Annotated in this window: 12 protein-coding genes; 5 read left to right on the top strand and 7 right to left on the bottom strand. The window is 52.9% G+C overall.

Translation table 11 applies throughout. The features are described from left to right. Positions 1-19: 19 nt before the first annotated feature. Positions 20-1,525 (bottom strand): aldehyde dehydrogenase family protein, encoded by a 1,506-nt coding sequence (locus tag M8T91_RS07595; RefSeq protein ID WP_301418380.1) that lies wholly within the window; start codon positions 1,523-1,525, stop codon positions 20-22. Between the two features lie 162 nt (positions 1,526-1,687). Between M8T91_RS07595 and M8T91_RS07590 the strand changes: the two genes are divergently transcribed. Then, positions 1,688-2,185, top strand: a complete 498-nt coding sequence (locus M8T91_RS07590) for a DoxX family protein (protein ID WP_301418378.1) — start codon at positions 1,688-1,690, stop codon at positions 2,183-2,185. A 33-nt stretch (positions 2,186-2,218) separates the two neighbouring features. On the opposite strand, the gene M8T91_RS07585 is transcribed toward M8T91_RS07590, so the two are convergent. The 4 genes from M8T91_RS07585 to M8T91_RS07570 form a co-directional block, all read right to left on the bottom strand. Further along, positions 2,219-2,620: an alpha/beta hydrolase gene (locus M8T91_RS07585; protein ID WP_301418376.1), complete on the bottom strand. Its 402-nt coding sequence runs from the start codon at positions 2,618-2,620 to the stop codon at positions 2,219-2,221. Positions 2,621-2,866: 246 nt separating this feature from the next. Then, complete coding sequence (locus M8T91_RS07580) at positions 2,867-4,735, bottom strand: glycoside hydrolase family 3 protein (RefSeq protein WP_301418374.1); 1,869 nt, start codon at positions 4,733-4,735, stop codon at positions 2,867-2,869. A 146-nt stretch (positions 4,736-4,881) separates the two neighbouring features. Further along, positions 4,882-7,458: a glycoside hydrolase family 3 protein gene (locus tag M8T91_RS07575; RefSeq protein ID WP_301418372.1), complete on the bottom strand. Its 2,577-nt coding sequence runs from the start codon at positions 7,456-7,458 to the stop codon at positions 4,882-4,884. A gap of 342 nt (positions 7,459-7,800) precedes the next feature. Further along, positions 7,801-8,466 carry a haloacid dehalogenase type II gene (locus tag M8T91_RS07570; protein ID WP_301418370.1) on the bottom strand — a complete coding sequence of 222 codons (666 nt, stop codon included), beginning with the start codon at positions 8,464-8,466 and terminating at the stop codon, positions 7,801-7,803. Positions 8,467-8,843: 377 nt separating this feature from the next. Here M8T91_RS07570 and M8T91_RS07565 point away from each other — a divergent pair, with 377 nt between their 5' ends. Both M8T91_RS07565 and M8T91_RS07560 read left to right on the top strand, forming a co-directional pair. Further along, positions 8,844-9,743 (top strand): alpha/beta hydrolase, encoded by a 900-nt coding sequence (locus tag M8T91_RS07565; protein ID WP_301418368.1) that lies wholly within the window; start codon positions 8,844-8,846, stop codon positions 9,741-9,743. Between the two features lie 252 nt (positions 9,744-9,995). After that, positions 9,996-10,238 carry a hypothetical protein gene (locus tag M8T91_RS07560; protein WP_301418366.1) on the top strand — a complete coding sequence of 81 codons (243 nt, stop codon included), beginning with the start codon at positions 9,996-9,998 and terminating at the stop codon, positions 10,236-10,238. 252 nt (positions 10,239-10,490) lie between these two features. On the opposite strand, the gene M8T91_RS07555 is transcribed toward M8T91_RS07560, so the two are convergent. Together M8T91_RS07555 and M8T91_RS07550 are read right to left on the bottom strand one after the other, a co-directional pair. Further along, complete coding sequence (locus M8T91_RS07555) at positions 10,491-11,462, bottom strand: dockerin type I domain-containing protein (RefSeq protein ID WP_301418364.1); 972 nt, start codon at positions 11,460-11,462, stop codon at positions 10,491-10,493. A 910-nt stretch (positions 11,463-12,372) separates the two neighbouring features. After that, a complete protein-coding gene (locus tag M8T91_RS07550) occupies positions 12,373-12,672 on the bottom strand; it encodes a hypothetical protein (RefSeq protein ID WP_301418362.1) in 300 nt (99 codons plus the stop codon). A gap of 593 nt (positions 12,673-13,265) precedes the next feature. Here M8T91_RS07550 and M8T91_RS07545 point away from each other — a divergent pair. Both M8T91_RS07545 and M8T91_RS07540 read left to right on the top strand, forming a co-directional pair. Further along, positions 13,266-14,081 carry a hypothetical protein gene (locus M8T91_RS07545; RefSeq protein WP_301418360.1) on the top strand — a complete coding sequence of 272 codons (816 nt, stop codon included), beginning with the start codon at positions 13,266-13,268 and terminating at the stop codon, positions 14,079-14,081. A 909-nt stretch (positions 14,082-14,990) separates the two neighbouring features. After that, a complete protein-coding gene (locus M8T91_RS07540) occupies positions 14,991-15,470 on the top strand; it encodes a PraA/PraB family alkane oxidation protein activator (protein ID WP_301418358.1) in 480 nt (159 codons plus the stop codon). The last annotated feature ends 187 nt before the right edge of the window (positions 15,471-15,657 follow it).

The following is a 15,657-nucleotide window of genomic DNA, read 5'->3' as shown; positions in this document are numbered from 1 at the left end:
AGCGGCGGTTATCTGCATATCAGCTACCCTGTTTTTCCTGCGATAAGAACGAATATTCCGGCACCTTGTCGTGGACGGTTACCCATTGCCACTGGCTAAACTCCTCCATTGCACCGGGGCCACCAGAGCGAGCGCCATTACCCGAAGCACCCATACCGCCGATCGGGCCGAACACTTCATGATTTACGGTCTGGTTGTTGATATGAACAATGCCGGTTTTCAGCTTTTTACTCATGTTCATGGCGCGGGCCTGGTTTGCGGTAAAGATGGATGCGACCAATCCGTACTCCGAGTCATTGGCCAAAGCGATGGCTTCCTCTTCGGTTTTAAACGTCAGGACAGGGGCAATCGGGCCGAAGGTCTCTTCCTTGTAGATGGGCATATCCCTGGTTACATTGCCCAGCACTGTCGGTGTGAAATTGAGCCCATCGCGTTTACCGCCTGCAAGCACTGTCGCGCCCATTTTGATCGACGCATTCATAATGGTTTCGGCGCGGGCAGCTTGGGTTTCGTTGAAGACCGGGCCGAGATCACAGCGATCAATGGCGGGATTACCAACATTCAGCATTTTGGTCTTTTCTGTCAGTTTGCGGATGTATTCTGCTGCAATCGTGTCCTGCACAAACAGACGCCCGATAGTGAAACAAATCTGACCCTGATGGAAAAATGCGCCGAAAGCCACCGCCGAAGCCACTGCGTCAAGATCCGCGTCTTCGAAGATAATTGCCGCGTTGTCACCACCCAGTTCCAGCGCCACGCGTTTAAGATTCTGCCCGGCCGCTGCGCCAACCTTACGTCCGGTTTCGGTAGAGCCTGTAAAAGAAACCATTTTTACATGGGGGTTTTCAACAATCGCAGCGCCAATATCTCCACCACCCGGTAAAACTGCCAGCACCCCTTGGGGGACGCCGGCCATTTCGAGCAGTTTGGCCATCAGATATCCCCCACAAACCGGGGTTTGATGGTCAGGTTTCAAGACACAGGCATTGCCCATCGCAAGTGCGGGCAGCACAACGCGGGCGGCCAAAATGAACGGTGAATTCCACGGTGTAATTGCCGCAACCACACCCAAAGGCACACGGCGGGCATAACTGGACTGGGAATGTTCACTTGCCAGAATATAGCCCGAAGGCTGCCCGGTGAATGAAGCGACTTCGACCGCTTCACGCACCGTTGCCGTTACTTCGAACTGAGCTTTGACCTGGGTCGCTCCGCTTTCACGGATAATCCATTTGCTGATTTCATCCGCATGTTCTTCACAGAGCTGAGCAAACCGACGCAGTATGTCACCACGTTTAACAGGCAGTACTTCCGCCCATGCCTCCTGTGCGTTTGCGGCTTTTTCACAGGCAATTGTTACGTCTTCTGGCGTTGCGATGCCGCCTTCAAAAAGTACGTCACCAGTGGCCTTATCTGTAATAGGAATCGGCTCCCCGGATGCCATGCGAAAAGCGCCATCATAAAGGGCGCCGGCCATGCCTGAATTCATGATATCACCGTCGACAATCATCTCATACTCTCTCATTCTTATCTCCATTCTGGAATGTGCTGATAACAATCTTGAAGTATAGCAAATAGAGAAAAGAGCATTTCTAAAAATTACTCTCTGAACACCTCATTTCACCACACTTCGAAATTTTGAGCGCATTAGTTGAGAATATTTAATTTATGATCTCATGGGGGAGCCATGGTAACTCCAACAATCATTCTATTACAGTTGTTCAGCCCGTTTGGTTTAGCCTTTGTTTATTCAAACTCCAGAAACAATTCTCTAAATTTTAAAAAGTATGCCTATTGGAGGTTAGGAATAGCCTTTATATTCTTCTTCGTAGGGCATCTTGTCAAAACGGAAGGAATGGTGGAAATGTTACCGTCTTGGGTTCCTTTTCGTTTAGCGACAGTCTATCTCACTGGGTTGATTGAGTTATTGATAGGTGTTGCTCTTTTTATGCCAAAATATCAAATCCTTGCTGCAAGGCTTGCAATTGTAATTTTTGTTGGTTTTTTTCCAGCAAATATTTATACAGCACTAAATGGTACTGGTCTTGGCGGGCATCAATGGGGACCTATTTATCTATTAGCGCGCGGCCCATTACAAATTATATTAATTGTACGGGCATATTTCATATGTATAAAAGGGTATAACAATTCCATGCAGTTAAACGCTAAAGCACCGATTGATTGAAGCGTTAGAATTATGTAAGAGGCGACTTTCTGGCTACTGCTTGCGTATTGACAAAATAGACTGGGTATAAAATTTTGGCCCAAAGTGTCGTTTGAATCCGCAATAATGCCAGTGGTTAGTTTTGGGTTTTACGATTGCGTTTGCAGCTTCAAACAAATATTCGGCATCCATAACAATAATCACAGGATAACTGTGTATGTTTCGGTGATAATTTGATGGCAGAGAAATGTATACTGTTCTTTCTTCACCTAATATATCTGAATGTAAACGGGCACTTTCCCCTATGATGATTTTATCTTTATGATTTTCAGCACTGAAAGAAAAAGTTGAAACCAAAAAGATGGCCAAGAGTAAAATCTGTACAGGAAAAAGAGTGGAGCATTTGCTTTCTTCTTTGGATAAATGATGCGGCTTATACTTGCCCGGTGGCCACACAGGATACAGCCGATTACTGAAAACGAGAATCCCGTTTTAACCACGGAGAATAGTTCTGCCTGCCCATTCCAGACTACAGGTGGCTTCTTCTGCAGACACCCAGAAATTATCCACTCAATGACAGCTTTTCGCAAAGGCAAAAGGTGTTTACAACCAAAAGAAGCGAGTTTACCCGGCCGCAAAACCCTGCCTCCGGAGGTGGTGCGGGTTTCAGTCCACAGGATTTTTTTGCCGGGCATCCCCCGCTTAGCGGATACTGCTTGGGGCGCCGTAAGTCAGACCGAAGCCGTAGGGAAACAGCGGATCGTACTTCGCATCCCCGGTATTGATGGGCAACTGTGCCAGACTTTTCGGCCAGGTCACCGGCAGCTTGCCGGATGGCGCCTGCTCGCCAAAGAGTACATCGGCCACCCCCGCGCCCTCACTGCCGGGTAACCAGGCGGCAACCGCAGCCTGCCAGGACCCAATATCCTCGGCAATCATCAGCGGCCGCCCGGAAAGAATCACAACCGCCATGGGAACCCCACTGACCTGCACCCGCGCAAGCATTTCGCGTTGGGATTTCGCGAGTGTGATGGGTTGGCATTTACTGCAGGGCAGCGGGCGGTAATCCCCCATACCCTCTGCATAGGGCTCCTCCCCCACTACAATAAGGGCGACATCGTGCCCGGCAGCCCCCTCCCCCGTGGGACTGTAGGTGACTTCCCGCTCCGCCAGCGCGCGGATACCATCGAGGATAGTCGTGCCGCGGGTGATACTGCCGCGCTTACCCTGCCATTCAATGGTCCAGCCACCGGATTGCAGGCCTATGTTGTCGGCATGATCCCCCGCGACAAAAATCTTTGCCTTTTTGTCCAGCGGCAACAACCCGCCTGCATTTTTCAGCAATACCAGAGACTCGCGCACCGCCTGTCGCGCCAGGTCGCGATGTGCCGGATGCCCGATCAGATGGTCTGCATCCGGCGCCGTGGCCAGTGGCGGTAGCGGCCATTCGAACAGTCCGGCCCGAAATTTGGTGGTCAGGATGCGCGTTACCGCCTCGTCGATACGCGCCATGGACACTTCACCGGCTTCGACCGCTGCGGTGAGGTCGGTGATAAAGTCCCGCCATTTCTCCGGCTCCATCACCATATCCAGGCCGGCATTAACAGCGCGAACAATACGCGCGCGGTTGGTCTCGGCGGGAATCTCGCCGAGTGCCGACCAGTCGGAGAGTGTGATACCGGCAAAGCCGAGCTCTCTCTTGAGGGTACCGGTTACCAGCGCCTTGTGCTCATGCATCTTGGTGCCATTGACACTACTGTAAGACACCATCACGCTGCCCACATCGGCCTTAAGTGCCGGCAGGTAGGGGGCGATATGCACTGCGCGCAGACTGTCCGCGCCCAGTCGCGTATCGCCGCGGTCAATCGCATAGCCCTCATCACCGGTACCGTAAGTGGTACCGCCATCGGCGACCCAGTGCTTGGCGGTGGCGAGTACTTTGTCGGCCGCCAGGTTGTTGCCGTCGAGCCGCTCCCCCTGTAATCCCCGGATGAAAGGCCCCGCGAAGGCTGACACCAGCTCCGGATCCTCACCAAAGCACTCATAGGCGCGCCCCCAGCGGTCATCACGGGCCACACACAGGGTGGGGGCAAAAGTCCAGTGAATACCGGTGGCCGCCACTTCCCTTGCCGTGGCCGCGGCAATAGCACGCGCCAACTGCGGATTGCGGGTTGCACCCAGGGCAACATTGTGGGGAAAGATGGTGGCTCCCAACACATTGTTATGACCGTGCACTGCATCGGCACCATACAGGATCGGAATGCCAAGGCGGGTGCCACCAGCTGCCGCCTGGTAGTCCCGGATCATCTCAACCCAGTCACTGCGACGGTTTTCCTTGGGAATGGAACCGCCGCCGTTGAGAATCGCACCGAGATAATAGGTTTTGACGTCCTCCGGAGTGGCGTGCTGACGTTCGGCCTGGGTCATTTGACCGATCTTTTCCGCCAGCGTCATCTTGTGCACAAGCCCGCGGACTCTCTCCTCCACAGACGTCGCCGCCTGCGCTGTGGCGAAAGCCAGAGCCAATGCTGTGGCCGAGATGGTTGTGCTGGCCAATCGGGACTGTTTCATACTTTCTTCCTGCAAAACCGTTTTTTCTTTACCCGGCAATCCATCCCGCGGATCGTTGCCACCCTTACCACCGCGATAAGGCATCGCCGCGTTATAAGAAGTTCGTACCAGTTCACAGCCAGCGGCACACCGGCATCTCAGCACCTTCAACCTCCGCAAGAGATCACTGCACGGTCGGCGGCGCCCGGCACATATTTGACGTTGGCAACCGCCAACTCGAGAGCGCCCTCACTGGCGATCGATAAAGCACCCGAAACCCGGCTGAAATCCGCTCCCTCGGCAGCAAAGCACTGCAGGTCGATGGAGAGCGTTGACCAGCTGCCAGGTTGCAGTTTTGCCAGTGCGGTTTGCAATGGCAGTTCAGCCGCGCAGTCCGGACCACAAGCGATACCAGCGCGCACCGGGTGCTCGGGCTTGCGGTCGACACGGACATCCAGTATCAGCGCCGCGCGCTCCTTTAGATAATGACTCAGGTCCTGGGGCCTCTCGGCAGCGAGCCATACCGCCCCCGGGCGCAGGCCTTTCCAGCGAATCTGGCGCGCATCCTCCTGAGACTCACGGTCGATAGCGGCCACAGTAATATTGGTGTCAGGGCCACTGCTGGACCGGTTACCGGCAACGGCCACCGGTACCTGCTGCTCTTCGACAATCAGCAGTTTCCAGGGCGCGCGCGGGCGCGACACCATCAGCCAGGCATCTTCCAGTGCCCCGTCGGGATAGGTATCCCCTTCTTCTGTGAGGGTGTTACTCACCAGGGACTCTGCACCATCCCGCAATCCGTAGCCCAATGGGAACAGCGGCTCGTAGTCCGGGTGATAGGGATTCAGCACTGTCTGGTGCACATAGTGCGGCCAGCTGAACGGCAATGTACCGCTGAAGCCGTATGGTCTTCCGCCTTCGGGGCCGGTGAACAGCACATCGGCCACTCCCGCGCCCTCGGAACCCGGCAGCCAGGCGGCGACAAAGGCATCCGAAGCATTCAACTCCCTATTGACCCAGAGCGGGCGGCCGGACAGGAAGATACTAACCACAGGAATCCCCTGTTTACGCAGGGCTTGCAACAGCGCCAGATCGCTGTTGCTGCCGAGCTGATACTCCAGGCTGGCCAGGTCGCCGTGCCATTCCGCATAGGGCTCTTCACCGAATACGACAATGGCCACATCGGGCCTGCCACCATGGGTAAAAGTAGTGCTGTCGAATTCGCCACGCGCACTCAGCACCACTTCACCACCGGCAGCTTTGACCAGTGCCTGGATGCCCTCAAAAATTGTGGTCGCGCCGGGGAAGTCTTCACGGGTATTGCCGGTGCCCTGCCAGGAAATAGTCCAGCCACCGGTCTGTTTGGACAGGTTGTGCGCTCCATCACCGGCTACCAGCACGCTCTGTGCGGGTGAGAGTGGTAACAGGTTGTTGTTGTTTTTTAACAGCACCAGCGATTTGCGCACCGCCTCGCGGGCCACTGCGCGATGTTCTGCACTGCCCAGAACACCGCTCCTGCCAGCCAACGGTCGCTGGCGCTCGAACAGGCCTGCGCGGATTTTTACCCGCAGGATACGCCGCACGGCATCATCGAGGCGCTCGGGGCGAATCTCACCGCGCCTGGCCTGCGCCAGGGTGTTCTCATAGAGCGTTTTCCAATCCGACGGCACCATGAACATATCCAGGCCCGCATTGATCGCTGCCGCGCAACTGTCTACAGTACAGCCGGGCACGAAGCGATGGCCATTCCAGTCACCCACGACAAATCCATCAAATCCGAGCTGTCCTTTCAGTACATCGGTCAACAGGTAACTGTGGCCATGCAAAGGCTCGCCTCGCCAGCTGTTGAAGGAGGCCATTACTGTCTGTACCCCTGCTGGAAGCGCACCCAGATACCCTGCCCCATGCACCTTGGCCAGCTCGCTCTCGGACACCTGGTTGTCTCCGCGGTCAATACCCCGCATGGTACCGCCGTCACCTACAAAATGTTTGGCGGTGGCAACGAGATGCTCACCCCGCAGGAAGTCGCTATCACTTTTCTCACCCTGCAGGCCCTTGACCATGGCCTCTGCGTAAGCCTGCACCACCGCCGGATCCTCGGAATAACTTTCATAAGTGCGGCCCCAGCGGTCATCGCGCACCACCGCAACCGTAGGGGCAAATGTCCAGCCGATACCGGTTACCGCCACCTCACGGGCAGTGGCCACACCGATGCGACGGATCAGGTCCGGATCTCGGGCCGCGCCCAGGCCGATATTGTGGGGAAAGAGAGTCGCACCGACGATATTGTTGTGCCCGTGTACCGCATCGCTGCCCCAAATAATGGGGATAGCAACCCCGCCATCACTGGTATCCATGGAAGCCGCGAAAAAAGCCGCGGATAATGCGAGCCAGTCCTGCGGTGTAGCGAATTTATTATTGTCCGGGTAGGTGCCGCCGCCATTGAGCACCGATCCCAGATGGTACTTCCTGACATCTTCGGGGGTGGTGTATTTGATCTCGGCCTGGATCAGCTGGCCCACCTTTTCTTCGATGGACATCTGCGCCATCAACCCGGAAATGCGCGCCTCCAGCGCCGGGTCAGCAGGCAGTGCCGGTGGCAGCGCAGGCCATACGGAGATCTCCGACGCAGTGCCATTTGCTGCAGTCGTCGTCTCAGTCCGGTTCAGCCCTTCGTGCTTGCAACCGGCCAAAATCACACTGCAAAACAATACCCCCAAAAGTTTGCGCCTGGGCAATGGCATCGCGTCTCTCCTAACTGTTTTTTTACCACCGACACAACAACCGTTTCTCTCAGTGCAAGACACCGGCAGCACGCGGCTTACGGGCAGGCTTTCAGGTGTTCGGCCGCTGGGCTCACTGCATGCCTCCGTTACAGAAACAACAATCCACGAGTCGATGCGGCGGGCATGGGATTGTGACCTTCAGCACCAGCGCCAGTACGAGAAAATGCAGCCTTCGCGGCAAAGCTGCAACAAGCGACAGACACATTGTCGGCGAGAGGGACTGAATTCTGGGTAAATGGGAAACCCCGGCCCCGGTGAGATCATGACAGGGAAAGCGCGTTGCAATCGGCAATCACTACCTCAAACGATTGATTCAAGACCGCACAAATCCGTGACCACTTTTGTGGGCGCTAATCCCCAGGGATCAAAAACGGCCTCCGGCGAGCGCTTGACCCATACCGCTTGCAGACCCGCAGACATAGCTCCAATAACATCAAAAGGATTGCTAGAGACCAGCCAGAGATTTTTCGCCAGCACGCGGGTTTTGCGCATAAGGTAACTGTAAACTGCCGGATCGGGTTTAAAGGTCCTGATACAATCGCAGCTCACAATAGCTTGAAAATAATCGCGCAGGCCGGCGTGCCTGAGCAGCGATTCCACTGCTTTTTCCTCTCCATTTGAAAAAGCAGTCATCTGTACTCCCCTTTTATCCAGCGCTGCCAGGGCGGGCGCTACATCCTCAAAGGCGGGCAGCATCAGGTAACTGTCGATGATTCTCTTTTTCTGTTCTTTTGTCAGCTGGATACGGTAAAACCGGCAGGTATATTCCAATGCATCGCTTGTACATCGGGAAAAAGGTTCGTAGATCTGCATTAGCCCGCGGCGAAAAGCATATTCAAGCTGCTTCTCCCGCCATGTACCGCTAAACGTATTGGCCTTGGGACCTATCCATTCCGCAAGGATAGCGACAACGCCGTGGGTATTGATCAGCGTGCCGTAAACATCGAGAGCCAGTGTGACTGCCATAATAGTTTCCTTTCAAAAAGAAGGCATGCCGCAAAAGTGCAAACCCCGCGTATTGACTGGTCGGGCAACAGGATTACTGTTGCCCCCCACCCCGACTTGACACTGATGGCTGAGTTACCAACGTACCCCCCTGCTGGTACCGCATATATTAAAGTAGGCATAAGCCTGCCTTTAGCCCACCGATACATGGCTTTTCTCCACTTGAGACGTATTTACACATCTTTGCGACAGGAAACACACTGCCAGGTAGCCGTTGTCATAGTCCATCTGATAGGCTTATGAGTCTTGACAGCCCTCTAAGGCAGGTAGGCACACGGATAAACCCGGCCGGCATACTGATTACCAAGGTCATCATGCTGACTGATGGTGGGATAAAAATGAAAATAATTGGCTTATGGATACTGGTCCTGATGGCCCTGGCAGCACAATTAGTTCAGGCGGGTACTGCCGAACCCACCCCGTTTACACGTCAGGGCATCCTGTCTTACCACTTTCATTCCGAACTTCTGGAGCGGGGGTTCGTGATCGATGTGTTACTGCCTCTAACCTATAATCCCGAAGCCAATACCCGATACCCGGTCATCTATATGACCGATGGCTTTATGCACTTCCCGATGACCGCCCCCAACCTGATTCAGGAGCAGATACCGGATGCACGGGGAAAGGCAAAAATACCGCCAGTGATTCTCGTTGGCATTTCCCACCCAATCGACAGTAGCAGCCTCAGGATGCGCCTGACCGATTTCACCCCCGTACCGGGGGAAATTCAGGGTGCCCTGTTAGGTGGTGGCGCAGACCGCTTCCTGGAATTTATCCAGAAAGAGTTAAAACCCTTTATCAATAATGCGTTTATGGGGGATGAAAACGACGAGACAGTCGCCGGCCATGCCCTGGGGGGGCTGTTCGCCCTGCACACCCTGTTCAATCACACCGACAGTTTTGATCGCTATGTCATTGGCAGTCCCAGTATCTGGTGGGCCGGGAAGCAAATCCTGGAGAGTGAAGTGGCGTATGCGGAGCGGCATTCTGATCTGCCCAAAAGTGTGTATCTCTTTATCGGCGGCGAAGAGACTTGCGTGGACGACATGTCCGTGTGTGGCGTGCGGGATTTCGGGGATATGCTCCAGCGTCTTGAATCCCGCAACTATAACAGCCTTAGCCTGCACAAGCGCATTTTCGACCGTGAGAACCACGGCACAGTGGTGAATCCCGGCTACGATAAAGGGCTGGAGCAGGTATTCAAATCCCCGCTCCGGCCGAGAAAATACTCCTTCTGATAGGCGGTATTTTACTGGCGGGAGGAGACAGGTTTAAAGACCGGATGGATGGCCCTCGAGGATACCCCACAGACTGCACCTATAGCCCAATCACCCCTTTCAGCGCAACCGGGTTAACTGGCGTGATTTGAGTGGTGTGGTAGGATTACCCCAACCGGTGCAGTCATTCTACACGCTCAGAAGCACCCCTGGGCAGCCTAGTGGTTACCTGCCACTGTGGCTTTTATGCATCAATTCCTATCAGGGGGTTACATGCCTGTAAAAAAATGGAGTGTGCAATATGCTTTTGCAATCCCAATGACCTTTCTTATGCTCGCCGGTATTCAATACTGGAAGGGAAGAGGGCTGGCATATGCAGTGGAGTTTGGCATCCTGTGGTCACTGGCCTCAGTCGCACTCTTTGCCGTGATTCGCGTTTACTATTTCCGAAAAGGGATGCACTGTACTGTTTGCAATGATCTGCCGCAGGAAACGCAGCCCAGGCAGGAAACCTGACAAGTCCAACCGACTGTCTTTCGCTTTTCGCAAGCTCAAAGTGGGCCTTCAATCGGCACTCTTTATCCGCACGCCGATAGACGCTGGGGTTAAACGACACCCGAAACGGCAATGCCTGTCGCCGGTCTGCGCACACCCCTGAACAGCGGGCAAACCCACAGTTGCACCGGCGGAAAAGCGGCAGCCAAACCGGTCAGGCTTGGCTGCCGGGTGCACAACCAGGCTCAGGAATACACCCGTGAGCCACCCATGCTATTTGCAGCCCAACCCGGAATTAGCAGTGACCAGATTGTAATCGCGGGTGTTTACGACAAAATCCCCATTCACATCCAGCGATGCGGGAGCATCGGGCACCCGCTTGCCCAGGTAGGGCAGCATTTTTATCAGGTCATTCTGGTCCACGCATCCATCCCCATTCACATCAAAACGGGAAGTCGTGGGGATGCTGGCCGAGTCATCAATAAGTGCAACGTAACCGCCAGAGGCCGCGGCCATGGTGTTGAACAGGCCACCCGCATCACCGGGTGCGAATTGATGACTGAAGGAGACCGCCGGTGTATCACCGGCCAGGGCCACAGGCTCACTGTAACGGGACAGGCCGATATAATCGCCAAAAACCCCGAAATAGATAGGCACAGTCGCTACGCCGGCTCCCGCGGTCTGATAGGGCGGTGTATCTGAAGGGAATAATTCATGCCAAACCCTGCCCTGCCAACTCAGGGTCTCCCAGGGCTCCACACCGTCAGCGTCACTCGATCCCCCACAACTGAGCCCCGCGCTGGAATTTTCCTCGCCATCGGTGAGGACCCACAGTGTGCGGTAGAGCAGCGGTGTGGCCAGCGCCAGGTCATCGATGGCAGAGCAGACCGTGTGTGCCAGTGGCGTGGTACCCGAGCAGCTCTGTGCGGCCAACAGGTCTATGGCCTGTATGGCATTGGTCTTGGAAACAAAGCCACCGGTACGATTGGTATAGGTACTGTTTTGGAAGGTCCATACGCTAATCTGTGTACCTCCCACAAGACTGTTGTTGATTTTGTCCTTGGCAGCAGACAGGGCATCTTTGCAGCGAGTACTGGCGATACCATTACGCATTGTTGTGGCTGTCATGGAGCCACTGCGGTCAATCACCATGGTGGCGTGAAAGGTCTGTGCCAGAATACAAGTACCACTCAGGCTCAATAACAACCCCGTGGCAATTGTTGAAAGAAAACGCAATATCCTCATTACTATCTCCTTATAGTAGGTCAATTGGTGACTCAAAAATCCATAGAGTGATCAGCGCTGGACCGACGCCGGGACAAATCAAGCCCATGCTGCATAAACAGGCATTTGGTATTTATTGGGTTATCAATCAAAACTTCCGGTAGTTATTGCGCTGTTATTCCGAAAATACGACCGCAATGCCAGCTATGTCTTCTCCAGGGGCTGGCAACCGGTACCTGTATTACACTGCACAGTAATTTTCCGGCATGTATTGATTTCAGAATTGATATAAATCAGAAACGGTCAATACTGTAAAACCAACCGAACAAGCCAGATATCGGTAAACACAATAAAGAGCCTATACTTTCAAACTACTCAACAATGTATTCCGAAAATAATTCCCAGATATGGATCCAGACACTTACCATCAAAAGCGGGGGACGGTCCCCGTGCGTCATATTAACAGCCGCGATCGGCAACACAAGCACTGGCTGTGAAGTCTTGATGAAGAATAAGCGCATATTCGCGCCGCAGGCACTAGGCTTTGGCGCTCAGATGTGAACGCATAGCCATGAGGAATTTTTTTCTTTCGATCCTGCAAGCAGGTTGATTTCATCTGCAGGAAATAGTGCGTGTTCTGCAGGATAGAAAAACTTACCCAGGCATTGTATTGATGAGTACTCGATGAGTAATACTACAGTATGTCCATCAGCTTGGGCGTTTTCTGTTTCCGTTACTTTTTTCCGGGAACAGCTATTACACAGCACCCACAGAATACCAGGCTGCCGTTCACAGTACCCTGCAAATTCGCACTGGGCACTACTGGGATAGAGTGGCACCCCAATCTTCCTCAATGCTCTTCCAGCACTTTTCCCCGCAGTCTCAGTGAGGCACACAGATATTCAGATTCCTCCTGGTAAAAAACCACCCGCTAACTGCCCAGGCGGGTAAAAATCCCAACTGCCAGTTCAGCCCATAGATAGCAGAGAATCAAAAGGAAAATGACACCGATAAGCAACTTTTTGCGCGGCATTTTCCTGGCAACAAGAATGAATAAACTGCCCAAGGCAAAGGTTATCCCTCCCAGGATCATGAAATCGGCAATATCCCACTGCATTTCCTGGATGAGCTGCATGGCGATTAAAGGGATTAACACGATAAGGGCTGTGGCCAGAACCACGTAGAGCAACCCCCTCTTGAGGGGAATGATTTCAGGGGACCCGGTTTTCATAGTGCCTCCGAACAGGCATTGAATGGAGTGGAAAACTGCTACTTTAGAATCTTGGTGGAGCAGTGCTCACTACAACTATTTCCCAATAGTGATTGCTAGGCACTATTATTGCACCTGTAAATTATCGGGTAAAGAAGCCCGCTAAGCAGGCCCCTGGACCAGAAATACCTCAGAACCTAACCATGGTGTCCAGGCCAATCCTCCCTGTAAATCCGTGTTCAATAAATCCAGTGTTTCCCCATGTGGCCAATGTCAACAAATCCCCATTCCACTAAAAATCAATTTGCACCATATTGACGATCAATGTATTTCTTTGAGCAGCAAACATAAAGGTGGGTAATAATCCTCAAAAGATCTCCAGCAATCACTTCTGGCCCGACCACTCAACTCCAACCGGAACCTGGTCAGTTTACGACTGAACATACGTCAAAATGCACTTCCAATTGACTAAAGTAGTCGCATAAGGCATCACCAAAATGTTACAGTGGGCCTGCACAAAGCCCCACCTAAGTGCTATATGAATGCGCTTTTCCAGTTGATGAGGCAGCCCCCCGCCTCTGCACAATCACCACAAACAACGATAGGGGTGCACCATGAAGAAGTTTCTCATGCCATTGCTGCCTTCACTGGCACTTGCGCTGTATCTGACCGGGTTCTCTCCCCTGGCGGTCGCCGACGGCATTCCGGGAAAGAACGACGAAAACCCCAATCCACCTACCGGTGGCACGGCTTTACTGATGGCAAACGGGATCTATGACCCGGACGACCCATCCTTTACCCCGCCGACCCCGGATGAATTTGACACTCTGATCATGGGCCGCAGTGAAACAGAAAAACTTGAGCGCAGGCAATTGGCCATTGACTATTTTCAGGCGCGCTATGGTATCGATTTAACCAGCGGCTCTGCGGATTTCGGCAACATCCTGCTGATGGAATCTGTATTTGACCCAAGAAATAACTACCGTGCCTACCACTTACCGATCAGTGGCAGAGACAACCGGAAAATCGCAAAGAATGGCCAGATCGTATATGACCGGCAGTTTGTGATGTTTGTTGGGGCGCAGGGGCTCAGCTCCACCTTAACCGGGTCCTGGGGTGGGGCCATGGGGATATCAGTACCACCGGGCACCGTTGCCGTGGACGGCGATTACCTCGTTCAGGGCACCAATCACTTTCGTATCAATCACCCCAGGAATCTATATCTTCGCTTTCAAAGCGTCGATCCAATTTTTAACGCCGCTTCGGGAGATATAAAATTCAATTGTGTTTTATTAGATGAACAGGGCGAAATTATCGGTGCTGCCATCGGCAGACAGGAATTTGTTGCTCTCGATAACGGCAATAACCTCTTCCAGATGGCTGTACAAAATGTCTGGCAGTTTCCGGCCCCGGAATGGGCGCTCCCGTAAAAGTGCCAGCATCACTCAGGGTATTATCAGCGGCTAACAACAAATCACTGCGCTGGTAGAAATTGTTTTCACAAATCACACCGGGCTGGCCGCAGGTAATGGTATTGCGATAGGCCAGCCAAGCGGAACTACTCTTTGTGTCACTCAGCTGTGTGATTTCTATTAACTATAGATATCGAAGCAATACGCACTGCACACCAGGGAAACTGAAAGAACTTACCTGACTTTATTGGCGTTCTTTGGACAATAACCACCCCGGAAAGTATCGGAATAAGTAACTACTTACTCTTACACTCGCTGTCAAAAACAGAAAAATATCCATACCACACGCATTCGGCATCCTGAGTATCGGAAATACCCTTGTAAGAAATCAGCTTTCTCAAAAAATCCCATCACAGCACATGCCCACCGTTACCTCATGTCCCGGCTCAGCCCTAAAATCAGATACTGGCAGTCAACGCAGAATCTGTGTTCACACCCAACGTGGATCTAATTTTTCCGGTGAAATGAAAAAAAATACGCCAAATTGTCGCAGCTATCCCCCCTGCAGGTGGTTTACCGCGTCTTAAGTTACTGAAAACTCACAGACCAATAGGACCACTGCTTGTTTAATATCCTTCGTTAAAGGGCAATGCCTTAAAGCGCCTGTGGTTTTCTGCAGCGGCATAAGGATACGGCTGCGTGTTTTGCACAAATAACAATGGATTGTCACAATAGTTATATAAGTAGATTTTTTGTACTGAGGTTATATAAAAATTTTGCAATTCCTTGTGCTGCAATCACGCTGTCATGCCCCGGACACCTGGGGCAATTAGGCTGCAGGATACCCGGCCAATGCCGGGCAGTACTCGCAGGCAATGATCCTTTGTGCCGCGTAGTGCACTTACTAACTTGGAGAGAATGATTACCATGAAAAAATTTCTTACTGCTGTATCTCTTACCCTCGCCGCCACCGGTTTTGCTGGGCTGGCCAATGCGGAGACCTGGGCGCCCGCTAGCTCTACACCAACCTTATTGAGTCAACCTGGCTTTACAGTAGAAAAGGGTATTCAACTATCTTGTACCCTGAATGGTATGGCTACTATCAACGCTGCAGGGGATGCCGAAATCAATGCCCTGTCACTGACCGGTACTCTTTGCGGCTTGGTCGGCTTTTTTAATTTCCCCTATGAGCTGGAAGGTGGTCTCAACGATGTTGTCACCATCAAGAATGTGGATGTACAGGGGATTACCGGTGACTGTTTGGGCGATCTGGTTGGCACTCTGGATCAGGCTACCGGAGTGATCGAGTTTACTAATGCAGAGATCCCCTCCAATCCAGCTGGTGGTAACCCCTGTAAGGTTAACGGCAAAGTAGATACCACACCGGCAGTATCCTATACCCCTTAGAGGCATTCGTTACGACCCATTTTAATGGTCGTTTGTGCTATCTGTGCCGGGTAGCCAATCGATAGCCCGGCTAAAGAGCGCCATCAGCAGTTTCTGTTGATGGCGTTTTTTACTATGCACCCTAGTTAGTAATTAACCTCCGGGGTGAGGTAGATATTCTTAAACAGTCTTATTTTTCGCTCTCCGG

The organism is Microbulbifer sp. MI-G, from assembly GCF_030440425.1.
Lineage (GTDB): Bacteria > Pseudomonadota > Gammaproteobacteria > Pseudomonadales > Cellvibrionaceae > Microbulbifer > Microbulbifer spongiae.
The sequence above is the reverse complement of the archived record's forward strand: the minus strand, read 5'-3'. Positions and strand labels throughout refer to the sequence as shown.